The 21917-nt window shown below is 69.6% G+C and carries 19 protein-coding genes and 1 pseudogene; 7 read left to right on the top strand and 13 right to left on the bottom strand.

What is annotated here, in order from left to right; translation table 11 throughout:
- The first annotated feature begins 56 nt into the window (after window positions 1-56).
- Window positions 57-725 (top strand): hemerythrin domain-containing protein, encoded by a 669-nt coding sequence (locus LR394_RS11825; RefSeq protein WP_231440946.1) that lies wholly within the window; start codon window positions 57-59, stop codon window positions 723-725.
- Here LR394_RS11825 and LR394_RS11820 read toward each other — a convergent pair whose 3' ends face one another.
- The 4 genes from LR394_RS11820 to glnA form a co-directional block, all read right to left on the bottom strand.
- A complete protein-coding gene (locus LR394_RS11820) occupies window positions 726-1772 on the bottom strand; it encodes an ADP-ribosylglycohydrolase family protein (protein ID WP_231440943.1) in 1047 nt (348 codons plus the stop codon).
- Window positions 1773-1910: 138 nt separating this feature from the next.
- Entirely contained in the window at window positions 1911-2456 is a 546-nt protein-coding gene (locus LR394_RS11815) for a hypothetical protein (RefSeq protein WP_231440941.1), read from the bottom strand.
- Between the two features lie 125 nt (window positions 2457-2581).
- Entirely contained in the window at window positions 2582-4015 is a 1434-nt protein-coding gene (locus LR394_RS11810; protein WP_231440939.1) for a helix-turn-helix domain-containing protein, read from the bottom strand.
- Between the two features lie 190 nt (window positions 4016-4205).
- Complete coding sequence (gene glnA, locus LR394_RS11805; protein ID WP_231440936.1) at window positions 4206-5630, bottom strand: type I glutamate--ammonia ligase; 1425 nt, start codon at window positions 5628-5630, stop codon at window positions 4206-4208.
- Window positions 5631-6112: 482 nt separating this feature from the next.
- Between glnA and LR394_RS11800 the strand changes: the two genes are divergently transcribed.
- Window positions 6113-6583 (top strand): RDD family protein, encoded by a 471-nt coding sequence (locus tag LR394_RS11800; RefSeq protein ID WP_231440934.1) that lies wholly within the window; start codon window positions 6113-6115, stop codon window positions 6581-6583.
- A 105-nt stretch (window positions 6584-6688) separates the two neighbouring features.
- Here LR394_RS11800 and LR394_RS11795 read toward each other — a convergent pair whose 3' ends face one another.
- The 5 genes and pseudogenes from LR394_RS11795 to lipB all read right to left on the bottom strand — a co-directional run.
- The gene (locus tag LR394_RS11795) at window positions 6689-7396 is read right to left on the bottom strand and encodes a DUF4191 domain-containing protein (protein ID WP_231440932.1); all 708 of its coding nucleotides are present in this window, start codon (window positions 7394-7396) and stop codon (window positions 6689-6691) included.
- 27 nt (window positions 7397-7423) lie between these two features.
- The gene (gene lipA / locus LR394_RS11790; RefSeq protein WP_231440930.1) at window positions 7424-8434 is read right to left on the bottom strand and encodes a lipoyl synthase; all 1011 of its coding nucleotides are present in this window, start codon (window positions 8432-8434) and stop codon (window positions 7424-7426) included.
- A 233-nt stretch (window positions 8435-8667) separates the two neighbouring features.
- Window positions 8668-9852: a cation diffusion facilitator family transporter gene (locus LR394_RS11785; RefSeq protein WP_231440928.1), complete on the bottom strand. Its 1185-nt coding sequence runs from the start codon at window positions 9850-9852 to the stop codon at window positions 8668-8670.
- Entirely contained in the window at window positions 9849-10412 is a 564-nt protein-coding gene (locus LR394_RS11780) for an ArsR/SmtB family transcription factor (protein ID WP_231440921.1), read from the bottom strand. The genes LR394_RS11785 and LR394_RS11780 overlap by 4 nt, the downstream gene beginning before the upstream one ends.
- Window positions 10413-10771: 359 nt before the next feature.
- A pseudogene (gene lipB / locus LR394_RS11775) lies at window positions 10772-11494 on the bottom strand (lipoyl(octanoyl) transferase LipB); the annotation flags it as partial.
- A gap of 166 nt (window positions 11495-11660) precedes the next feature.
- Between lipB and LR394_RS11770 the strand changes: the two are divergent.
- A complete protein-coding gene (locus tag LR394_RS11770; protein ID WP_231440918.1) occupies window positions 11661-12011 on the top strand; it encodes a nuclear transport factor 2 family protein in 351 nt (116 codons plus the stop codon).
- Window positions 12012-12212: 201 nt separating this feature from the next.
- Here LR394_RS11770 and LR394_RS11765 read toward each other — a convergent pair whose 3' ends face one another.
- Window positions 12213-13529, bottom strand: coding sequence for an NAD(P)/FAD-dependent oxidoreductase (locus LR394_RS11765; protein WP_331283059.1), 1317 nt, complete (start codon window positions 13527-13529; stop codon window positions 12213-12215).
- 153 nt (window positions 13530-13682) lie between these two features.
- Here LR394_RS11765 and LR394_RS11760 point away from each other — a divergent pair, with 153 nt between their 5' ends.
- A complete protein-coding gene (locus LR394_RS11760) occupies window positions 13683-15428 on the top strand; it encodes a protein kinase domain-containing protein (protein ID WP_231440913.1) in 1746 nt (581 codons plus the stop codon).
- 29 nt (window positions 15429-15457) lie between these two features.
- Here the strand turns inward: LR394_RS11760 and LR394_RS11755 are convergent, their stop codons facing one another.
- From LR394_RS11755 to lpdA, 3 genes are all read right to left on the bottom strand, one after another.
- Window positions 15458-16348 (bottom strand): TIGR01777 family oxidoreductase, encoded by an 891-nt coding sequence (locus LR394_RS11755; RefSeq protein WP_231440911.1) that lies wholly within the window; start codon window positions 16346-16348, stop codon window positions 15458-15460.
- A gap of 304 nt (window positions 16349-16652) precedes the next feature.
- Complete coding sequence (gene sucB / locus LR394_RS11750; RefSeq protein WP_231440909.1) at window positions 16653-18425, bottom strand: 2-oxoglutarate dehydrogenase, E2 component, dihydrolipoamide succinyltransferase; 1773 nt, start codon at window positions 18423-18425, stop codon at window positions 16653-16655.
- A gap of 167 nt (window positions 18426-18592) precedes the next feature.
- Window positions 18593-19978 (bottom strand): dihydrolipoyl dehydrogenase, encoded by a 1386-nt coding sequence (gene lpdA / locus LR394_RS11745; RefSeq protein ID WP_231440907.1) that lies wholly within the window; start codon window positions 19976-19978, stop codon window positions 18593-18595.
- Window positions 19979-20191: 213 nt separating this feature from the next.
- Here lpdA and LR394_RS11740 point away from each other — a divergent pair, with 213 nt between their 5' ends.
- The 3 genes from LR394_RS11740 to LR394_RS11730 are packed head-to-tail and all read left to right on the top strand — an operon-like array spanning window position 20192 to window position 21890.
- Entirely contained in the window at window positions 20192-20848 is a 657-nt protein-coding gene (locus LR394_RS11740) for a TetR/AcrR family transcriptional regulator (RefSeq protein ID WP_231440905.1), read from the top strand.
- Window positions 20845-21462 (top strand): hypothetical protein, encoded by a 618-nt coding sequence (locus LR394_RS11735; RefSeq protein WP_231440902.1) that lies wholly within the window; start codon window positions 20845-20847, stop codon window positions 21460-21462. The genes LR394_RS11740 and LR394_RS11735 overlap by 4 nt, the downstream gene beginning before the upstream one ends.
- Before the next feature lie 59 nt (window positions 21463-21521).
- Window positions 21522-21890, top strand: coding sequence for an oxidoreductase (locus tag LR394_RS11730; RefSeq protein WP_231440900.1), 369 nt, complete (start codon window positions 21522-21524; stop codon window positions 21888-21890).
- The last annotated feature ends 27 nt before the right edge of the window (window positions 21891-21917 follow it).

Raw genomic sequence — 21917 nt, 5'->3', positions numbered from 1 at the left:
GGCGTGATGGTATCGGTTGCAAGAAGACTGCAAGGACGGCTCGGCAGCCTGAGGGCATGACGACGAGTACCGAGACCGTGGACACCTGGGAAATGGTGTTCGCCCACAAGATCTACCGCCGCGAGTTCCGGATCCTGCCCGGCATCATCCGGGCCGTGGCCGACAGCGACCGGCGCCGCGCCGAGCTGGTCGGAGCGCACCTGCAGTTGGTGGTCGGCGCTCTGCACCACCATCACGAGGCCGAGGACGACCTGCTCTGGCCGATCATGCTGCAGCGGGTGATCAGCACCGACTCCGAGATCGTGCTGCGGATGGAGTCGCAGCACGAGCGTCTGGAAAACCTGCTGAACCAGGTGAACACGCTGAACGCGGGCTGGCGGGGGAGTGCCGCGGGGCCGGCCCGGGACGAACTTGCCGACGTGCTGGCCCAGGCCTCGGCGGCGCTGGACGAGCACCTTGCCGACGAGGAGCGCGACTTGCTGCCGCTGGTGCCGGGTAACGTCAGCCCGGCGGAATGGGAAGCGCTGAACGAACGGGCCCGCTCCGGGATGGCGGTGAAGAACCCGAAGCTGGCGCTGGTACTGCTGGGTTTCGCCCTGGAGGACGCCACGGAGCAGGAGAAGCAGAGCATCCTGGCCGAGCTGCCGGCTCCGATCCGGCTGCTGTGGCGCTGGCCTGGGCAGCGCTGGTTCGCCCAGGCCCGGGACGAGCTACGGCACGGCTGATCACCAGCCTGGGTAGCGCTCGTTCCAGCGGGGGTCGTTGGCCGGGCGGTTGGCGCTGCCGCCGGGGTTGGCGGTGAGCTGACGTACGAAGTCCCGGGCCAGCGTGTCCAGCACCCAGGTGAGCTCGTGCCGGAGCAGTACCCCGGCCGGCCACACCTCTACCCCGTGCATCGCTCCGAGCACCGCCCCGGCCATCGCCGAGACTCCCTGCGGTTCCTTGGCCGTGCCCGCGAATCGCATGGCCTGGTAGATGCCTCCGCGCCCGGGGAAGCTCGCGGCCGCGTACACGCCACCCATCAGCACGGAGGGCGCGGTGCTGTCCCCGGCGATGCTGAACAGCACTTCGCGTTCTCCCGGCCGGGTGCTGGCCGCCCACAAAGCTGTGTGCAGCCCGGCCGCCACGTCCTCGTCCAGCTCGGGCAGGGCCTCGGTGACCACCGCGGGCAGGTCCTCCTGCCCGGTGAACGAGGCCAGTAGCCGGTTCAGCAGCCGGACCCCGGCCGCGGCCGACGACCAGGCCCGGGGATGGCCGTGGGTCAGGGCCGCGCACTCCGTTGCCATCTGCACGTCGGACCAGTGCGCCTGCCCGGACAGCGGGGCGAAGGGCAGGCCGCGGACCAGCGCGTGCCAGCCCATGCTGCCGTTGGTCGGCGCCTCCCGGCTGCCCGGCCCGGTGTCCAGCATCGAGCTGACCGTCGCCGGGGCGTCTCCACGCTTCTCCCGCAACACCGGCACGGTGACCAGCCACCCGTCCAGCGCCATCGACGCCTCAGGCAGCAGCTCCTGGAGTCGGCCCCAGCGGCAGTAGGCCGACCACAGCACCGACGGCGGATGACATGCCCCCTTGTGCAGTGAGCGCAGCGCCGCCCGCACCGTGCCCTCCACGGTGAAGGCCGCCAGCTGGGTGCACGGCCCGGCCAGGATCGGGGCGTCAGGCTGGTCGGAGGGCTGGCTGAAGGCCAGGCTCTCGCCGAGGGCCAGGCCGAGCAGGCTCCCACGTACGCGGCTCTCCCAGACCAGCGGATGAGGATCCAGGGCGTTGGTCACCTGCCGATTGTGGCCCAAGATGCCTCGAGAGGTGTGTCGCGACTGGCGGCCGGGCCCCGGCGTGACCGAGACCTCCAGGCCCGCGACCCTAAGATCCCGGCACAACGCAGGCCGCCGCCCCCGCCTGCTCGGGGAGGATCAGGGCTGACCGGCACGTCCGAGGCCCCTCGGGGTGCTGCCCTCGAACTCCCGCAGGCTGATGTCCCCGCACCGTCCGGCTGCCTTCAGCTGAGCTGCGATGGCCGCCGCTTGCTCCGCCCCCAACTCCTCGGCGTCCACGCGCTCCCACAGCAGCCGCGGCGTACTCCAGGGAAAACAGATCCTGACCATGGCGAAAGCTGCCGCCCGGGCCTCGAAGTCTTCGGTGAGGAAGATGTACTGCTTCTGGGAGCCCCCGTCCATCGCCTTCTGCATCAGGGCGATGGCGACGGACTCGGCCAGATGCTCGTCGTCATGCCTTGGCTGCGCAGGATCGGCGATGCGTTGCTGCACCTTGTAGACATCCGCCCGCGCCACTGACCTCAGTCCCGGGACCAGAGGGCCGAAGCGTGTGTTGCTCAACGGGCCAAGATTCTTCAGCGCCAAGGCTGCGAATGGCGCCATGTCGGTGCGGAGTGTGGCGAGGCGGGTCAGCTCATCGATCACCTCCTCCAGGAGGATCACGTCGTCGTTGCCGATGGCCAAGGTGATCTGCTGGTCGAGTTCAGGGCAGACGGCAGCAGAGATCAGTGCCGACGTGTCGAGGACCCATACCCACTCGGCATCCTCGGCCTCGGGAGGCTCGGCCGGTGGTGGTGCAGGGACCGGCCTCACCCGCGGTTCGCCCGACGGCGAGGACGGCTTGGACGGGCAGGATTCGCCGCCTCTCGTGCGCCGGCCTCATCGGCGACGGCCATGACCTCGTTGTGCAAGGCCTCGTCGTCTTCTCGCTCCAGCAGCGCCGCCAGAATTCTCGTACCCGTTCGCCGATCGCGGGCCGCGTCGAGGGCTGCGTTGAGCAGCCGCTCGGGCGGACGGACGACACCGCAGGCGGACTCGGTCAGAGGCGCTCCGACCGGCGGAATGCTTCGGGACAGCCGCCGCCGGGCCATGGAGGGCTCGACCCGTGTGACCTGCAGTTCTCCGCGCAGGCGATTCACATCGTCATGGGTGAGTTCGCGCATCTCCTCCAGCTGAACGAGCAGGGCTGCCAGCGACACGTTGAAGCGCTGCATCAGACGGCCCAGAACCCGCTGGGCCCGGAAACCCCCGGCGGCCAACTCATCAGGAGTCAGGCCGCTGTCAGCGAGTACCTGTTTGACTCCTACGACGGGCATCAGCAGGTGAGCAGCAAACGCGTTGACCCGGCGCTCGATGCTGTCTGACGAGAACATCTGAGCGTTGTCCTCGGCGATGAGGTCACGGGGATCGCCTGCGATGTGGTGGCCCAGTTCGTGGGCCAGAGTGAACCGCACATGCTCTTCCGTGAAGTCGGTGCTCGCGATGATCAAGGCCTGGTCGCCGCTGTGGGCGCAGAGCCCGTCCACAGCGGTGCCCATCGGGGACAAGACGACATCCACCCCGAAGTTCGCCTCGATCAGAGCGGGGAGATCGCCGATCTCGTCGGAGCCCAGTTCCAGCTCGCGGCGCACCTTCAACGCCAGCTCGCGACCTTCCCGTTGGGCATGGGCACGGTCGTGAGGATGCGTGGGCAACTCGGCCTTGGCCTCGGTCATGAGCTTTCGGCCAGCAGTGCTCACGCGGGCCGGGGGAACCGGCACGATCCCAGAGAGAATGCGGTCAGCCTCCAGAACGGTCAGCGCCCGCGTCTGGGTTGCCGGCAATCCGTCCGGAGCGGCTTCCTCGCCGTTCGCACCTCGTGAGAGCCGGTGCGCCAATGCCATGCGCGGTGACTCGTCCTGCCCGAGGAGCCAGCCCAGTGTCACTCCCAGCGCGCGGGCGAAAGCAGGTGCCTCGACACCGTTGAGTCGGCGGCGGCCGTTCTCGATCTTGCTGATCTGGTCCCGGGCCAGGCCGACCTTCTCCCCGAGAGCGGATCCCGACAGGCGGGCACGGCTGCGGGCCTCGCGTACCCGAGCACCTACGACGCTGTCTTCATCCGCCGTAACGGGCGTGGATCGCAGGCCTTCGTCCTCGGGGGTCTGGGGCAGTCCGAGCATGTCCAGCACCTCGGCGTGGCTGCGGTAGGACTTCTGCTCCTCGGTAGGCAGGTCGGTGGGGACGCCGTGCTCGAATCCAGTCATCAGGTCCTCCAGCCTTCGGGCCCGAGCGCGCTCCGCGCACCCATCGGCAGCAGTCTTCAGCTGCGACGGTTCCAAGGTAACACTGCTGCGCAACTTTTTCCCTTGACCTGTTGCGAACGAGGCTTGGCAAAAAGACGGCCGCCGCCCCCACGTGTGTGAGGACGGCGGCCGGATTCGTGCTGGGCGACGATCAGACGTCGTAGTACAGCTCGAACTCGTGCGGGTGCGGGCGCTGCCGGATCGGGTCGATCTCGGCGGTGCGCTTGAACTCGATCCAGGTCTCGATCAGGTCCTCGGTGAAGACGCCGCCCTCGACCAGGTACGCGTGGTCCTTCTCGAGGTTGTCCAGCGCCTCGTCGAGCGAGGCCGGCAGCTGCGCGATGCCCGCGTGCTCCTCCGGCGGCAGCTCGTAGAGGTCCTTGTCGACCGGGGCCGGCGGCTCGATCCGGTTCTTGATGCCGTCGATCCCGGCCATCAGCATCGCCGAGAACGCCAGGTACGGGTTGCTCGAGGGGTCCGGCACGCGGAACTCCACGCGCTTGGCCTTCGGGTTGGAGCCGGTGACCGGGATCCGCACGCAGGCGGAGCGGTTCCGGGCCGAGTAGACCAGGTTGACCGGCGCCTCGAAGCCCGGCACCAGGCGGTGGAACGAGTTCACCGTCGGGTTGGTGAAGGCCAGCAGCGACGGCGCGTGGTGCAGCAGGCCGCCGATGTACCAGCGCGCGATGTCCGAGAGGCCGCCGTAGCCGCTCTCGTCGTAGAACAGCGGCGCGCCGTCCTTCCACAGCGACTGGTGGCAGTGCATGCCCGAGCCGTTGTCACCGAAGATCGGCTTCGGCATGAAGGTGACCGTCTTGCCCGCGGCGTGACCGACGTTCTTGATCACGTACTTGAACAGCATGACCTTGTCCGCGGACTTGGCCAGGCTGTCGAAGCGGTAGTTGATCTCGGCCTGACCGGCGGTGCCGACCTCGTGGTGGCTGCGCTCGACCTCGAGACCGAGGGCGTCCAGCGCGAGGACCATCTGGTCGCGCAGGTCGGAGTAGTGGTCGACCGGCGGGACCGGGAAGTAGCCACCCTTGTACGGGGTCTTGTGCCCCAGGTTGCCGCCGTCCTCGGCGCGCGCGGTGTTCCAGGCGGCCTCGATCGAGTCGATCTCGTAGAACGAGCGGTTCTGCGAGGTGATGAACCGGACGTCGTCGAAGATGTAGAACTCGGCCTCGGGGGCGAAGAACGCCGTGTCCGCGATGCCGGTCGACTTCAGGTACGCCTCGGCCTTCTTGGCGATCTGGCGCGGGTCGCGGCTGTACGGCTCGTTCGTGTACGGGTCGACGATGCTCATGTTGATGTTGAGCGTCTTCTCGACCCGGAACGGGTCGATGTAGGCGGTGTCGAGGTCCGGGATGAGCTTCATGTCGGACTCGTTGATCGCCTGGAAACCGCGGATCGAGGAGCCGTCGAACATCTGGCCGTCGGTGAAGAAGTCCTCGTTGACGGTGGAGGCCGGCACGTTGAAGTGCTGCATCACACCAGGCAGGTCGCAGAACCGGACGTCGACGAACTTGACGTCGTTCTCCGCGATGTACTTGGTGACCTCTTCGGCGTTGCTGAACATCCAACCTCCACGGTCGGGGATCGGTCGCGGTGACAAGGGCGGAAACCAGCGGCGGTGCACCGCTTGATACCGCTGCCAATTGCGCCGGAACGAGTGTTCCGGACAATTCGCGGCGATTACGGCGGTACCCCCGTCGTGTCCAGCTCTGCGATCGGCGCTGATCGCGGGGCTACTGAGGCAGACCCTACCGCTCGGGCAGGGCGTTGTGTTCACCGGTCGGAGCAAGATCGACCAGACGTTTCAGTGCCTCGAAATAGGTGCCTGTCGGTCACTTTCGTGACTCTCCGGGACTTCTTGTCATCGCCAGGAAATGGACTTGTGACAAGCCGGAAACAATTGCGAGTGGATGGCAGGTTTCTCACTTTTACCTGAGCCCGCGAGTCGTGGTAGCGGGCAAATACAAATGGACGATCTGCGCACCCGGGTGCGCCGGCGTGGGTGCGGGGGTGGCCGGGTGGTGGCGGGGCCGTACCCTTTGTGGCGTGGTGAACAGGCGTGATGTCGGGTCGTGGCTCGAAGGTCCCGAGGCGGTGACGGGTGCCTCCGGGTACCCGGGCGAGCGCCTGGGCTTCCCGGAGGAGGGTCAGGGCTCGCTGGCCCGCCCCGGCCGGCGGTTCGCCGCCGTGCTCGTCGACTGGGTGATCTGCCTGGTCATCGCCCGGGGCTTCTTCCCGGAGATCGCGGCGCCGGGCACCGCCGGGTCGATGATCCCGGTGGGCGTGCTGCTGGTGATGAACTTCCTGCTGGTCGGCACCGCCGGTTACACGATCGGCCAGCGGGTGCTGCGGATGCGGGTCGAGCGGGTCAGCGTCGGCGGGCCAATCGGTCTGCTCAAGAGCCTGATCCGGGCCGTCCTGCTGGTCCTGGTGATCCCCCCGGTGACCATGGGCTGGGACGCCGACCGCCGCGGCCTGCACGACCTGCTCTCCGGCTCGGTGGTCGTGCGCACCTGAGGCGCTTTGCGCCGAACGGTCTGTTCGGAAACCTCGCTCGACCCCAAACCAAAGGACGCTCGCGAGCGTGAGGCTCGCGAGCGTCCTTTGTTGATGGCTCTGGTTTCAGCGGCCCTTGGTGGCGCGCCGGTCGGGCCGCATCCGCATCGGGTCGACGCCCTTGGGGATCGGCAGGCGGGCGTTGCCGAGCGCCCGCAGCCGCTTGCTGACCTCGGAGACCTCCTGCTTGGAGATCACCGGGCGCTTGCGCATCAGGTGCCGGACCAGCTTCTGCATCGGGACCTGGCCGTCGCCCTCACCGGCGTGCACCACGATCACCGGAACCTCCGGCAGCAACCGGGCGGTGCGCTTGCGCTCGGTCTCGGCCAGTTTCGCCACTCGCGGCATCGGGCCCTCGGTGACCAGGACGACACCCGGACGGCCGACCGCCCGGAAGAGCAGGTCCTGGCTGCGCGGGTCGACCGCGACCGGCTGCTCCTCGACGTTCCAGCCGCGCCGCAGGCCCTTCAGCGCGTAGCCGACCACGCCCTTACGGTCGCCGATCTGGGTGTAGGCGGCGCGCTCGGCCCGCCGGCCCATGATGATGATCGCCACCAGCAGGCCGACCATGAAGCCGAGGATGCCCACGTAGATGGGGTGTCCCAGGGCCATACCGATGAGGACACCGGCGACCGTCAGGCCGACCAGCGCGACCAGCATCCAGACGACCGCCATCGGGTCGGCCTTGCGCAGCATGCTGAACACCGCGCGGAACTGGGCGAACCGGCCCATCTTCTCCGGGTCGACGGGTTGTGAGGGGTTGTTGCGAGCCATGAGCGAAGAATACTTCCCGGGCGGGTGTCAGTGTGACGGTCGGCTCAGCAGGCTGGTGGCCTCCTGGCGGGCGGTGGTCTCCTGAGCCAGGTGGGCCATGTTCGGCGGGATCTGCTCGCCGCGCTTGCTCATCGCCTGGGCCCAGAGCCGGCCGGCCCGGTAGGACGAGCGCACCAGCGGACCGGACATCACACCGGCGAAGCCGAGCTCCTCGGCCTCCTGCTTCAGCTCGACGAACTCCTCCGGCTTGACCCAGCGCTCGACCGGGTGGTGCAGCGGGGAGGGCCGCAGGTACTGGGTGATGGTGATCAGGTCGCAGCCGTACTCGGCCAGGTCGGCCAGGGCCTGGGAGATCTCCTCGCGGGTCTCGCCCATGCCGAGGATCAGGTTGGACTTGGTGACCTGGCCCTTGCTGCGGGCCAGCCGGAGCACCTCGAGCGAGCGCTCGTACTTGAAGGCGGGCCGGATCCGGCGGAAGATCCGCGGGACGGTCTCCAGGTTGTGGGCGAACACCTGCGGCTGCGCGTCGAAGACCTGCTGCAGCAGCTCGGGGTTGCCGGAGAAGTCGGGGGTGAGGATCTCCACGCCGGTGTCGGGGGACTCCTTGTGGATCGCCCGGATGGTCTCGGCGTAGAGCCAGGCACCCTCGTCGTCCAGGTCGTCGCGGGCCACCCCGGTCACGGTGGCGTAGCGCAGGCCCATGGTGGCCACGCTCTCGGCCACCCGGCGCGGCTCGTCGGTGTCCAGGGGCTGCGGCTTGCCGGAGTGGATCTGGCAGAAGTCGCAGCGCCGGGAGCACTGGTCGCCGCCGATCAGGAAGGTGGCCTCGCGGTCTTCCCAGCACTCGAAGATGTTGGGGCAGCCCGCCTCCTGGCAGACCGTGTGCAGGCCCTCCTTCTTCACCAGGCCGGTGAGGGAGGTGTACTCCGGGCCCATCTTCGCGGTGGTGCGGATCCACGACGGCTTGCGCTCGATCGGGGTCTCGGCGTTACGGGCCTCGACCCGCAGCAGCCGCCGGCCCTCCGGTGCGATCGTCACCTGTGCTCCCTTGGGATCTCCCGGGCCCGGGATCAGGTCCGGGTCGGCGTGCGCGGCGGGTTCCGCCGTTCACGTGCTCGTGGCTCTTGGGCGTGACGGCGGTCGGCCGCCGTTGCCGCTGTCCACTCTAAGCGTCCGAGGGTGGGTGACTCATTCCGGGCAGGCGTGGACGTGGGCGCTATCACGTGGCCGGCTGGGGGTGCTTGCGGCTTGGCCGGGCGCCGGCTGCGTGCTCAGGCGTGGGTGGGGTGCTCGTGGTCGGCGTGAGTGGCGGCCTCGAACTGGAAGGTGGAGTGCTCCACGTCGAAGTGCCCGGCCAGGCAGCGCTGCAGCTCGTCGAGCATCACGGTGAGGTGCCCGTCCAGGAAGCAGCCGTCCTCCACCACCACGTGCGCCGACAGGATCGGCAGGCCGGTGGCCACGGTGGAGGCGTGCAGGTCGTGCAGGCCGCGCACGTGCGGCACGGCCAGGATGTGGGTGCGCACCTCTTCCAGGTCGACCGTGCCGGGGGTGGCCTCGAGCAGCACGGTGACGGCCTGGCGCAGCAGCAGCCAGCAGCGCGGCAGGATCAGCGTGCCGATCAGGATCGAGGCCACGGCGTCGGCCCGGTGCCAGCCGGTGAGCCAGATCGCGGTGGCGGCGACCAGGACGGCGACCGAGCCGAGGGCGTCGTTGATCACCTCGAGGAAGGCGGCCCGGGTGTTCATGTTCTGCTCGTGCACGCCGCCGCGGGTGAGGATCAGGATGGCCACGGCGTTGGCGGCCAGGCCGATCACGCCGAAGACGATCATGCCCGGACCGGCTACTTCGGGCGGGTCGATCAGCCGCTGCACACCCTCCACCAGGATGTAGACGCCGATCGCGAGCAGGGCGGTGGCCTGGAGGGCGGCGGAGAGCACCTCGGCGCGTTTCCAGCCCCAGGTCAGGCGGGCGGTGGGTGGGCGCTCGGCGAGGATGGCGACGACCAGGCTGAGGGTGAGACCGGCGGCGTCGGTCAGCATGTGGCCGGCGTCGGCCAGCAGGGCCAGGCTGCCGGTGATCACGGCCCCGGCCACCTCGACCAGCATCACCGAGAGGGTGATGGCCAGGACGACGGCGAGACGTTTGCGGGCGCCCGGGCCCTGGGGGAGGTCGTGCGAATGGCCGTGCCCGTGGCCGTGGCCCGCTTCGTGGGAGGCGGTGTTCGTGGCCTGACGGGAGAGCGGTGGGGCGCACGGGGCCTGAAGGTTTCTGGGGGTGATGGCCTGGGCTTCGTGCGGGGCGCAGGTCAGGCTCTTGGGGCGGCCGGTGGGGGGTTCTGCAGGCTGGTCGTGGTTTCCGTGGCTGTGTTCGTCGTGCGCGTGGCTGTGTTCGTCGTGCTCGTGGGGTGCTTCGACGTGGTCGGCCGGGCCGGATTCTTCGTTCCGGGCCGGGGTCATGCCTGGGGCTCCGGCTTCTCGTGCCCCAGTTCCATACCGGGGTGCTGGGCTCGGCGGTGGTTCGGCGGGCGGTGAGGTTCGGCCGTCGACGCCTCGCCGATGTCATCAGCGGCGCTGTGCTCGTGCCCTGCGTGATGGTCGTGCCCGGTGCCGTGCTCGTGGCCGGTGCGGGCGCGGACCTCGGTGTGGTGCAGCACCACCCGTTCGCCGGTCGCTTCCAGGAACGATTCGGTGGCGTCGAACAGGTCGAGCAGTTCGGGGCGGGCCAGGGAGTAGAGCGAGGCCCGGCCGCGGGCCCGGGACCGCACCAGACCGCAGTCACGCAGGCAGGCCAGATGCCCGGAGACCGTGGACTGGGCCAGCCCCAGGTGCGACATCAGATCGACCACCCGGTGCTCGCCCCGGGCCAGGTGACGAAGGATCAGCAACCGGGTGGGATCGCCCAGGGTGCGAAAGAGGAAGGCCGCCGCCGTCACGTCCTCGTCGCCCTCGGGCGGGTTGGCGCTGGCCCTACTGCTGCGTTGGGCATCAGCATTGGTCAGCCCGGTTGGTATCGCCATGCGCCGATGATAGCGACGAGGTGTGCTGACATCCAGAGGCGGGCCGACAAGCGTCCGTTGCTCTGGATTCTGGGGTGGACATGACGAAGGGGAGGGCCGCTGATCTGCGGCTCTCCCCTTACGTGCGGGTGAAGCGGTTAGGGCCTGCCCTGCGGATCTCTGCCTACTGCGGGGCGCCCGGGACGTCGGCTGGACGCGTCCGGCTTTGCCCCACGCAAAGCCATTGCGAGGGCCTCACCGGCCACCTCCTCGCTACGGGCCAGGATCCGCAGCAGTCCCTAGTTGCTCCGGCTGAGCTGCCGGGACAGGTCGCTGATCGCGCCGCTGACGGTTTCGATCGGACCCGGCTGGGGCTTGGCCTCGGTTTTGGTCTCTGTTTCGGCTTTGGGCTCGGCCTTGGTGGCAGCCGGGCGGGGAGCGGGGCGCCGGCGCTGGTGGTGGTGCCCGGGCAGGTCGTGGCTGGGCAGCGCGGCCTCGATCAGCGGAACGATCTCCTGCACCGACACGGTGCGCCCGGCCTCGGCGCTCAGCGTGGTCACCCCGGCGTCGGCGATGCCGCACGGGATGATCTGCCCGAACGCCCCCAGGTCGGAGTCGCAGGTCAGCGAGAAGCCGTGCATGGTCACGCCCCGGGCCACCCGGATGCCGATGGCCGCGAGCTTGCGCTCCGGGCGTCCGGCGCCGGCCGGGATCCAGACTCCGCTACGCCCGTCCACCCGGGTGCCGTGCACGCCGACCTCGGCGCACACGTCGATCAGCACCTGCTCCAGGCGGCGTACGTAGGCGACCACGTCCACCGGCTTGGCCAGCAGCACGATCGGATAGCCGACCAACTGCCCCGGACCGTGCCAGGTGATCTTGCCGCCCCGGTCCACGTCGACCACGGGAGTGCCGTCGACCGGCCGTTCCTGCGGTTCGGTGCGCTTGCCGGCGGTGTAGACCGGCTGGTGCTCGAGCAGGAGCACGGTGTCCTCGGCCCCGGCCACGACCTCGGCGTGGACCTGACGCTGGCGTTCCCAGCCGGCCGTGTACTCGACAGCATCGGCACCGAAGCCCAGATGTTCGATCCGCAGCGAACCCATGCGCCGAGGGTACGCCGGATGCCGATGACAGACGCACCGGTGCGCTGTGAGCAGGGGCACCAGCGACGTGGCCCGCTCAGGGGAGCGGCCACAAGTGCCGTGGCCGGTCGCCGTGGCCGGTCGCCGTGGCCGGAGGGTCGTCCGCCAGCCCCTAGGCTTGATGACCATGGACGCGCGCAAGGCGTTGCTCATCGACGCATACCGCCGGTTCAACGGCCGGGATCTCGATGGGCTGCTGTCAATGATGACGGACGACGTGGAATGGCCGGATGTGCCGAACCAGAAGGTACTCACGAGCAAGGACGAGATCCGGGAGTACTGGCGCGGGCAGCTCGCCGTCACGGATCCCCAGGTGGTTCCCACCGACTTCGAGCCCGGTGCCGATGATGACGAGCTCGTGGCCGTGGTGGAGCAGGAGGTGCGCGGCCTGGGCGGAGAGATGATCCTGGAGCGCCAGGAAATTCGGCACCGGTACTCGTTCCGCGACGGGCTCGTGCGTCGCATGGTGGTGGAGTAGCCGGTAGCGTCGATCCCGGCCGTCCGGCCGAGGAACCAGCGACTGCCCTCGCACCGCACCTAATCTGCTGGCCAGCGCCACCTTGTCCTTGCCCCAGCACCACCTTGTCCTTGGCCCGGTGCCGTCCTGCCCCAGGCTTGGTGCGTGGTTCCGCCATTGGGCCTGGTGCTGCGCTGCTTTTGGTCAAGCGTCGGCCGGTCCTCATCGTGCCGGCAGGGGCTCTCGAGGGACGGCTGGTAGCCCCAGTTCTGCCAGGACGGCCTCGGCGGTGCGACGGCCCGAGACCAGGGCGCCCTGGATGGATGCGGTGTCACGGTGGTCCCCGGCCACGAACATCCCCTCGCCGAGAGACACCGGCCGCCGGATCTCCAAGGGCACCGGCATCGCGGTGAGGGCCTGGGGGATGGCGTCCCGCCGGATCAGCTCCCACCAGTGCGTGGGCTGGTCGTAGATCAGCGCGAGCTGAGCCAGCACTGCTCTTTCGGTGGCCAGGTCCGGATCGCCGCCGAGCACGGTGGTGGCGATCAGGGCCCGCTCGTCCGGGCTGTAGCTGCGGGCCCGGTTGCTGATCACCAGGGTGTTGATCACCGGCCCGCGGCGATCACCGTCGACATGCAGCGCGCCCGAGCGGGTAGGCGGCTCGGGGCTTACATGCCAGTAGGTGGTGAGCCCCCGTGACTCCACCGGCGGGAGGTCGAGCAGCCTGGTGGCGGTCTTGGGATCGGTGGCCACCACGACTGCGCGGGCCTGGATCTCCCCGGCGTCGGACCGCACGAGGCCCGGCCCGGTTGACTCCACCCGGACACCACAATGAATACCCGGCACCTGTGCGGCCAGCTGTTCCGGCAGGGCGCGCATCCCGCGCCAGGGCACCGAGGGCGTACCCCGGACGAACGACCGCACCAGGAACTGCACGAATTGGTGCGAAGAAGCGCCGTCCTCCTCGCCGAGCACCCCGGCCAGGAACGGCGTGACCACCCGCTGCCGGAGCTCACCCTCGACCCCCTGCTGGGCCAGTGCCTCGCCCCAGGGCAGATCGGCCTTGGCCAGGATGTTCCGGGGCCGTTCGCGCGCCGCTCGCAGCGCCCACCGTACGAAAGCGGCCTGCTCGCGCCACGATCCGGAGGCCTCGCGCAAGAGGGCGGCGGCGGTGGCCGGCAACAGACCGGGCGATCGACGAGGATCGGCCAGAGTCTGACGACCGTCGGCTCCGGCCACCACGACAGCGGCCGGGAACGACTGCAGCCGCAGCGCACCGACATCGAGTACCCGCCGAACTTCCGGGTAGGCCGGGTTCAGCAGCTGGAAGCCACGGTCGCAGACGAAACCGCCCACCACGTCGCTGCGTACGCGACCACCAGGCTCGTCGGCGGCCTCCAGAACCACGACATCGATACCCCGGCGGGCCAGTTGGCGGGCACAGGCCAGTCCTGCCAGGCCGGCTCCTACCACGACGACGTCGGCCGCCGAAGGCAGTTCGCGGGGCGCGGCACTGCTTGGTCGGCTCTGCTCGGTCACGACTGCCTCCGGTGCGCTCGAACGCTGCTGCGCTTGCAGTTCGAAGCATGTCAGGTTCGGTGGCTCCGGCAAGAGCGACAACGCCGATCTGTGGATAACCCACCCTGTGGATAACCAAAACGGACTGTCGGTGGTTCGCGGCACAGTGTGGGCATGGATCTCACGCAGTTCGACGGGCCGGCCGCGCCGCCACCGGACGTACCCGGTTTCCGGTTGTACGAACTGCTGGGTTTCGGCGCCCATGGCGAGGTCTGGCGGGCCGAGGATCTGATCTCCGGCGACGAGGTAGCCCTGAAGATCGGCCGTCGGCGCGGCCATCCGGAAAGCGAAAGCATGGTGGGGGAGGGGCATTCGGCGGGCTCGCGGACGGGGACTGACTACGAGACATCGCTGCGGAGCCGCATCGAGCATCCGCACATCGTCCGGTTGCGCCGCGTGGTCGCCCTGCCCGACGAGAATCTGGCTCTGGTGCTCGATCTCGCGGTTGGGGGCAGCCTGGCCGCGCTCGTTGCCGCGCGCGGTCGGCTTCTGGCGGAAGAGGTTGTCACGCTCGCCATTCCGATCGTTTCCGCGTTGGACCATCTGCACCAGAGCGGCTTCACTCACGGGGACGTCTCGCCCGGCAACCTCTTGTTCGATGCCGCCGGCTGTCCGCAACTCGGCGATCTGGGTGTTGCCCGCGTCCTCAGTGAACGTAACGAGGATGTCTGGAGCACACCTGGTTTCACCGATCCGCAGCTGACGGCGGCAATCAGGTCCGGCCCGATCCCGGCCGAGGTGCTACGCGCGGCGGACCTGTGGGCACTCGCGGCCTGCTGCTGGTTCGCCCTGACCGGCGCTCCGCCGGAGACGGCACCGGTGCTCAGCGAACAACCGAGCGAACTGCGTCGGCTGCTGGCCCGGAGCCTGTCGCGCGATCCGGACGATCGGCCCGGTCTGTCCGAGTTCGCAGATCTGGCCTGGCGTTCGGCGCATCCGATACCGATCCGGCTGGAGCGCCCGGTGGGCGGGGCAGCGGCGGCCGGCAGATTCCCGGCAATGGAAATGCGCACCACCCGAAGGGTTCCGATGGCTCCAGAGGTGGAGCCGTCGGGGAACCTGCATGGGTTCCTGAGCGCCGATCCGGCTCTGGGAAACGGTGAGACAGGGATGGCGGTCAGGCCGAAGTCGCTCACCCGGCGCACGGTTCCGGTCTGGAGGTTGCTGCTCCTGCTCGGGGCCATCGGGCTGGTGGGGGCGGTGACAGCGGGCGTGGGGTGGTGGTTCTCGCAAGAGTCGAGGACGGGTGGCGGCGGTTCCGTACAGGTCTCACCGAGGGTGGTGGACGGGAAGGCCGATTCGCCTGATCCAGCGAATGAGGCGGACCCTGCGGAGAAGGGGGCTTCGGCGGGTGGTGAAGCATCTGAAGTGGATGGCCCGGTATCTGAACCGTCGCCGGAGAACAAGAAGCTCACGAAACAGAGCCCGGATTCGCAAAGCCGGGCCGACGAAGACCGGGGTGCCGAGTTCGCCCAGACGCTCGCACGGATCGCCCGGGCGCGGGCACAGGCCTTCGAAATGGTCTCACCCGGCCGGCTGGCGCTGGCCGACGAACCGGGCTCGCCCGCCGACCGGGCCGACCAGGGGCTCCTGAAACGTCTGCGCGAGAGCGGCTATCGCCTCGAAGAGCTCGACTACCGGATCACGAAGGTCAAGGTGCTCGAGCTGGACGACGACACGGCGGAAGTATCTGCGGTGGTCAGCACCACAGCGCACCGGCAGGTCCGGGTCAGCGGGGGATACGCCGCCGGCGTCCCCGCCACCGAACCGGCGGTCATGGTGTTCACCCTGCGTGCGTCCGGCCGTCCGGCCGAAGGCGCCGACCGGTGGCGGGTGCACGACATCAGGACCGAGACGTGACCCGCCCGCAGCCAGGACAAGGCGACCGATCAGCGGCCGTAGGCCCAGGCCGCTGCCTTGTCCAAGGTGTCGTGCTCCCAGCGGAATCCGGCGGTGCGCAGCTTGCCCGGATCCACCCGCTGACTGGCCAGCACCTCGGTGGCGAACTCGCCGAGCACGGCCCGCAGCGCGAACGCCGGGGCAGGCACCACTGCGGGCCGGTGTGCCGCCTTGGCCAGGGCCTTCATCACGTCGATGTTGCGGGCCGGCACCGGTCCCACCAGGTTGACCGGTCCGCTGAGGTCGCTGTCCAGCATCAGCTCGAGAATCGCCAGCGTGTCGGGCAGGGTGACCCAGCTCCACCACTGACGTCCGCTGCCGATCGGGCCCGCCAGACCCAGCTTGGCCAGCAGCAGCAACTGCTTGAAGGCGCCGCCGTCCTGGGCGATCACCAGCCCCGTCCTCGGATGCACCACCCGGATCCCGGCATCCGCGGCCGGTGCTGCCTCGGCCTCCCAGACCTCCACCACGTCGGTGAGGAAACCTTCACCCGGGGCCGACTGCTCGGTGAGGATCTCGTCGCCACGATCGCCGTAGAAGCCGATCGCCGAACCGCTCACCAGAACCGAGGGCCGGGCCTCCAACGCGGTCAGGGCTCGTACCAGGGTCCGGGTCCCCAGCGCTCGCGAGTCCCGGATCTCGCGCTTGTACGAGGCCGTCCACCGGTGGTCGCCCACCCCGGCGCCGGCCAGGTGCACCACCCCGTGGACGCCTTCCAGCTCCTCCAGGTCGACGCTCCCGCCGGCCGGGTCCCAGCGGATCTCGTCCGGGGCCTGCGGGCTCCGGCGCACAAGCTTGACCACCTCGTCGCCGCGCGCTCGCAGGCGCTCCACCAGGGCCGAGCCGATCAGCCCGCTCGAACCGGTCACTGCGACCTTCATGAGGTGTCATCTCCGTTCCGCGGACAGGCCGTGACCCGCCCAGAGTGCCGTGTCCAGGATGTTCGGGCGCGCTGAGAACGATGCTGAGAACGATCAGGTGACCATACGGGACCCGAAAGCTTCGGCCGGCAAGAGGCCGACGGCCCGGCGAGCCGTGTCCGGTGCGTGCTCCGAGCACAGGTTCGGGCCAGCACCGGTGCACCCGGCCGGGAAGGCAAAAGCCGTGCGGCCGGCACCCTGCCCCGTAGGGCTGAGCACCGGCCGCACGTCGAGCCTTGCGAGTCGTGCCTTCAGCAGCGACTGGTCACAGACCCAGGTCGCCCTCGAACGCGCCCTCTTCCAGCCGGGCCTTGATCGTGCCCAGGAAGCGGGCGGCGTCGGCCCCGTCGACCAGACGGTGGTCGTAGGACAGCGCCAGGTAGACGATCGAGCGGATGCCGATGCTCTCCACCCCGTCGGTGTCCTTGACCACGACCGGGCGCTTGACCACGACACCGGTGCCGAGGATGCCGGTCTGCGGCGGGAACAGGATCGGCGTGTCGAACAGGGCGCCGCGGCTGCCGGTGTTCGTCAGCGTGAACGTGCCGCCGGACAGGTCGTCCGGGCTGAGCTTGTTGGTGCGGGTGCGCTCGGCCACGTCGACGATCTTGCGGGCCAGACCGGCGATGTTCAGGTCACCGGCATTCGGGATGACCGGCGCGGTCAGACCCCGCTCGGCGTCCACGGCGATGGCCAGGTTCTCCTGACCGTGGTAGATCACGTTCTCGCCGTCGATGCTGGCGTTCAGCTTCGGGTGCTGCTTCAGCGCCTCGATCGCGGCCAGGGCGAAGAACGGCATGAACGAGAGCTTGACGCCCTCGCGGGCCAGGAACGCGCCCTTGGCCCGGTCCCGCAGCCGCGCGATCTTGGTGACGTCCACCTCGACCACGCTGGTCAGCTGCGCCGAGGTCTGCAGCGACTCGACCATGCGCTTGGCCAGGACCTTGCGCAGGCGGGTCATCTTCTCGGTGGTGCCCCGCAGCTCCGAGACCTGGATCTGCTTCGGCGCCGCCGGGGCGGACTGACCGGAAGGAGCAGACGCGGCGACCGCAGCGGCCGGGGCGGCGGCGGGCTGCTGAGCCTGCTTGGCCTTGGCCGCGTCGATGACGTCCTGCTTGCGGATCCGGCCGCCGACCCCGCTACCGGTGATCGTGCTCAGGTCCACACCCTGCTCGGCGGCCATCTTGCGCACCAGCGGGGTGACGTAGCCCGGGCCGTTGTCCGACGAGCCGTTCGACTCGCTGGCGGCGGCCGGGTTGGCAGCGGCCGGGGAACCGGCCGGAGCCGGAGCGGCCTGGGCTACCGGAGCCGCCTGCGGGGCAGGGGCCGGAGCAGGCGCCGGGGCCGCCTGAGGAGCCGGGGCAGCAGCCTGCGGCTCGCTTTTCGGCTGAGGCTCAGGCTTGGGTTCCGGCTTGGTCTCGGCCGGAGCCGGGGTGCCCGAGCCGACGATCGCCAGGGCGGCGCCGACCTCGACCGTCTCGTCCTCGTTGACCAGGATCTTCTGCACGACACCGGCGACCGGCGAGGGGATCTCGGTGTCCACCTTGTCGGTGGAGACCTCGAGCAGCGGCTCGTCCACCTCGACCGACTCGCCCTGCTGCTTCAGCCAGCGGGTGACGGTGCCCTCGGTGACGCTCTCACCCAGGGCAGGCATCGAGACGGTGGTGCCCTCGGCGTCGCCGGCCGGGGCCGGGGAAGAGGCCGGGGCAGCAGGCTCCGGCTGGGGTTCGGGCTGAGCCGGCTGGGCGGGGGCTTCCGTCTGGGCCGGGGCCGCCGCGGCGGGGGCCGAGCCACCGCCGGAGCCGTCGCCGATGATCGCGAGCTGTGCGCCGATGTCCACGGTCTCGTCCTCCGAGACCAGGATCTGCTCGAGCACACCCGCGAAGGGCGAGGGGATCTCGGTGTCGACCTTGTCGGTCGACACCTCCAGCAGGGGTTCGTCGACCTCGATACGGTCGCCGACCTGCTTGAGCCACCGGGTGACGGTCCCCTCGGTGACGCTCTCACCCAGTGCGGGCATCTGCACGGAGTCCGACATCTGCTCTCCGCTCTCCTTTGTGGTTCGTCGGCGTCATAACCGCCGTGGCGCTGTCTCGGTCAACCGCTCAGGGTGCTGGGAGAGCGGGTACATCTGTAGGCCCAATCGGCACGAACTATGCCGGACGGGTCGCTGCGCGGCCCTCCGGCAAGGTCTGCACCGGCTTCTCAGGCATGGGCGTGCAAGGGCTTACCGGCCAGGGCGAGGTGAGCCTCACCGATGGCCTCGTTCTGCGTGGGGTGGGCGTGCACCAGCTGGGCGACCTCTTCCGGGAACGCCTCCCAGTTGACGATCAGCTGACTCTCGCCGATGAGTTCACCCACCCGTGCGCCGACCATGTGTACACCCAGCACCGGCCCGTCCTTACGGCGGACCAGCTTGACGAACCCGGTGGTGGCCAGGATCTGGCTCTTGCCGTTGCCGGCCAGGTTGTACTCGTAGGTCTGCACGTCCTCGCCGTGCTGCTCCCGGGCCTGGGCCTCGGTCAGGCCGACCGAGGCCACCTCCGGGTCGCAGTAGGTGACGCGGGGGATGCCCGACTCGACCAGCGGGGCGGGGTTGTTCCCGGCGATCTCCTCGGCCACGAAGATGCCCTGGGCGAAGCCGCGGTGCGCGAGCTGCAGGCCAGGGACGATGTCGCCGACCGCGAACACCCCGGGCACGTTCGTGCGCAGCCGCTCGTCGGTGGGGACGAAACCCCGGTCCATCGTCACCCCCGCCTCCTGGTAGCCGAAGCCGTCCGCGTTCGGGCCGCGCCCGACCGCGACCAGCAGGAGATCCGCCCGCAGGGTGTCGCCGGACTCCAGCGAGACCGTGACCCCGTCGTCGTCCTGCTGCGCCCCGGCGAACCGGATCCCGGTCCTGAACGCTATGCCACGCTTGCGGAAGGCCCGCTCCAGGGCCTTGGACGCGGCGGGATCCTCGGCCGGGACCAGCCGGGGCAGGGCCTCCACGACGGTGACCTCGGCCCCGAACGAGCGCCAGACGCTGGCGAACTCGACGCCGATCACGCCACCGCCGAGCACGACCACGCTCTTCGGGGTGAAGTCGAGGGTCAGCGCCTGGTCGCTGGTGATGATCCGGCCGCCGATCTCCAGACCGGGCAGCGTGCGGGCGTAGGAGCCGGTCGCCAGGACGACGTTGCGGCCGGTGTAGCGGGTGCCGGCCACCTCGACGGTGTCCTTGGCGACCAGCCGGCCCTCGCCCTCGACGTAGGTGATCCGGGAGCCGGCGATCAGCCCCTGCAGACCCTTGTAGAGGCGGCCGATCACGCCGTCCTTGTACTTGTTCACGCCCGGCATGTCGATCGACTCGAACGACGCCTTGACCCCGAAGCGCTCGCTCTCCCGCGCGGAGTCGGCGACCTCGGCGGCGTGCAGCAGCGCCTTGGTCGGGATGCACCCCCGGTGCAGGCAGGTGCCACCCACCTTGTCCCGCTCGATGAGGACGACGTCGAGGCCAAGCTGGGAAGCGCGCAGCGCCGCGGCGTAACCGCCGCTGCCGCCTCCGAGGATCACGACGTCGTGCGTCTGGCCGGGTCCGGATTCGGACACCTGGGTGCTCCCTCGCGTTCACACGCCACCGGCGCCCTGGTTGCCGGTGAGCCTGTTGCCATCCTGTCATCACTGTGGTGGGGGGTCACGTCGGATCCGGCGTGCCCCGACCGCGTCATTCGTCACGTCAATGAGTCGTGCGACACAAATCCGGCGCCGATGGGCGAAATGCTTGCGGATTTCAAACTAGTACGCCCGTGTTAATTTGAGTACATGGTACGGACGATCGACGCCGGGGAGCGTCGTCGGCTGCTGGCCGACGCGGTGTGGCGGCTGATGCGCTGGGGCGGTCTGGAGGCGGCCTCGGTGCGTTCCGTGGCCGCCGAGGCGGGCCTGGCCACCGGCTCGGTCCGGCACTTCTTCAGCACCCAGGACGAGTTGCACGAGTTCGCGATGCGCGAGCTGTTCCGGATCGTCGCCGAGCGGGTCCAGCGGGTTCTGGCCCAGCCTCCGGAGGCCTTCGGCTCCACGACAACGGCCGATGAAGGACGGGGCTTCTCACCCGGGCAGGCCCGGGCCCGGGTGGTGGCGGTGCTTCTGGAGACCCAGCCGATGTCGCCCGAGCAGTCCGAGCTGTTCCTGGTCAGCCTGCAGTTCGTGAGCAAGGCGATGGTCCACCCGGCGCTGCGGCCGGTGGCCAGGGAAACCGCCGATCTGCTGCACGACACCTACCGGCAGTTGTTGGAGTTCCTGGTCCAGACCGGCGCAGCCCGTGCGGACCTGGACATCGAGCGCACCGCCGGTGACCTCGGCGTCGTCCTGGACGGCCTGGCCATGCGCCGGCTGACCGCGCCCCACCTGCTCGAGGTCGAGGACATCCGCGCCACCGTCACCACGTTCGTCGACCGTCTCCGGGGGGACCAGCCATGATCGTCGCCATCCTGACCGCGGAGATCGGCTTCTGGGTCTTCCTGCTCGGCGGGCTGCTGCTGCGCTACCTGTTGCGCCGCAATCGGCTCAGCACCTTCGTCCTGGCCTGTGTCCCGCTGGTCGACCTGGCCCTGCTGGCCTTCGTCACGATCGACATCGCCCGCGGTGCCGAACCCTCCCGGGCTCATGCCCTGGCCGCCGTGTACCTGGGCTTCACCGTCGCTTTCGGGCACCGCACGATCAGCTGGGCGGACGCCTGGTTCCAGCACCGCTTCGCCGGCGGCCCGCGTCCGGTGAAACCGCCGAAGGGTTCGCGGGCCGCGGTCCGGGCGCTGTGGGTGGAATGGGCCCGGGTCGTGCTCACCGCGGTGATCGCCGCGGTGGGTCTCGGCCTGATGATCCTGGCGGAAGGGCACGGCGTGCCCCAGGGTTTCGACGAAGCTGCTCAGCACCCCTACTGGTCCACACTGCTTCAGCTCGGCATGATCGTGCTCATCTGGTTTCTGGCCGGTCCTGCCTTCGCGGGCCGCGGCCGGGCCGGTGACGACGGGACGGGAGAGGACCCTGCGGCCGATCCGGCCGTGCGGGAACGCCCCGGGACAAGGCATCGTTGATGCTGGGAGAAAAGGTGAAGAGTTGGTCGACCGACTCCGGCCGGTGAGGGAGGTGGCGGATGGGCTGGTTCTCGCGACGTAAGTCCACGCCGCCCGAGGGGCGTGCAGAGCAGCGGGCCGAGGTCAACCGGGTGCGCGAGCACCTGGAGGAGTTCGTCCGGACCAGGCGGGGAGTCGAGGCGTTCGTCGAGCCCGCCACGACGATGAACCCGCCCACGGTGCTGCTGGTGGCCTCGACGGGGGAGTGGACCCGGCGCCGCGTGCCGCACCCCGGGGTGCTGCGCGAACTCTCGGAGCGGCTGATGATCCCGGTCTACGACATCCAGCTGGTGGGCTACCCCCAGCGCAAGCGGGACTGGGACGCCCGGGAGAAGCGGGGCGAACCGCAGCCGGTGGAAGACACCGAACTGCCGCCCTGGCCCACGTAGAGCTAGAAATGGGTGAGGCCCGGCCGT

This window comes from Kineosporia babensis, assembly GCF_021129305.1.
Taxonomy (GTDB): domain Bacteria; phylum Actinomycetota; class Actinomycetes; order Actinomycetales; family Kineosporiaceae; genus Kineosporia; species Kineosporia babensis.
Note: the sequence above shows the minus strand (reverse complement) of the source record. Positions and strands in the feature narration are given on the sequence as shown.

Bases quoted from the DNA above. Each gene is read 5' to 3' on its own strand.
- LR394_RS11755 (WP_231440911.1), bottom strand. From the start codon at position 16,348: ATGAAGGTCGCAGTGACCGGTTCGAGCGGGCTGATCGGCTCGGCCCTG.
- LR394_RS11730 (WP_231440900.1), top strand. From the start codon at position 21,522: ATGGGCTGGTTCTCGCGACGTAAGTCCACGCCGCCCGAGGGGCGTGCA.
- LR394_RS11785 (WP_231440928.1), bottom strand. From the start codon at position 9,852: ATGACCCCGGCCCGGAACGAAGAATCCGGCCCGGCCGACCACGTCGAA.
- glnA (WP_231440936.1), bottom strand. From the start codon at position 5,630: ATGTTCAGCAACGCCGAAGAGGTCACCAAGTACATCGCGGAGAACGAC.
- LR394_RS11795 (WP_231440932.1), bottom strand. From the start codon at position 7,396: ATGGCTCGCAACAACCCCTCACAACCCGTCGACCCGGAGAAGATGGGC.
- LR394_RS11810 (WP_231440939.1), bottom strand. From the start codon at position 4,015: ATGACTGGATTCGAGCACGGCGTCCCCACCGACCTGCCTACCGAGGAG.
- sucB (WP_231440909.1), bottom strand. From the start codon at position 18,425: ATGTCGGACTCCGTGCAGATGCCCGCACTGGGTGAGAGCGTCACCGAG.
- LR394_RS11735 (WP_231440902.1), top strand. From the start codon at position 20,845: ATGATCGTCGCCATCCTGACCGCGGAGATCGGCTTCTGGGTCTTCCTG.
- LR394_RS11780 (WP_231440921.1), bottom strand. From the start codon at position 10,412: ATGGCGATACCAACCGGGCTGACCAATGCTGATGCCCAACGCAGCAGT.
- LR394_RS11825 (WP_231440946.1), top strand. From the start codon at position 57: ATGACGACGAGTACCGAGACCGTGGACACCTGGGAAATGGTGTTCGCC.
- LR394_RS11770 (WP_231440918.1), top strand. From the start codon at position 11,661: ATGGACGCGCGCAAGGCGTTGCTCATCGACGCATACCGCCGGTTCAAC.
- LR394_RS11740 (WP_231440905.1), top strand. From the start codon at position 20,192: ATGGTACGGACGATCGACGCCGGGGAGCGTCGTCGGCTGCTGGCCGAC.
- LR394_RS11760 (WP_231440913.1), top strand. From the start codon at position 13,683: ATGGATCTCACGCAGTTCGACGGGCCGGCCGCGCCGCCACCGGACGTA.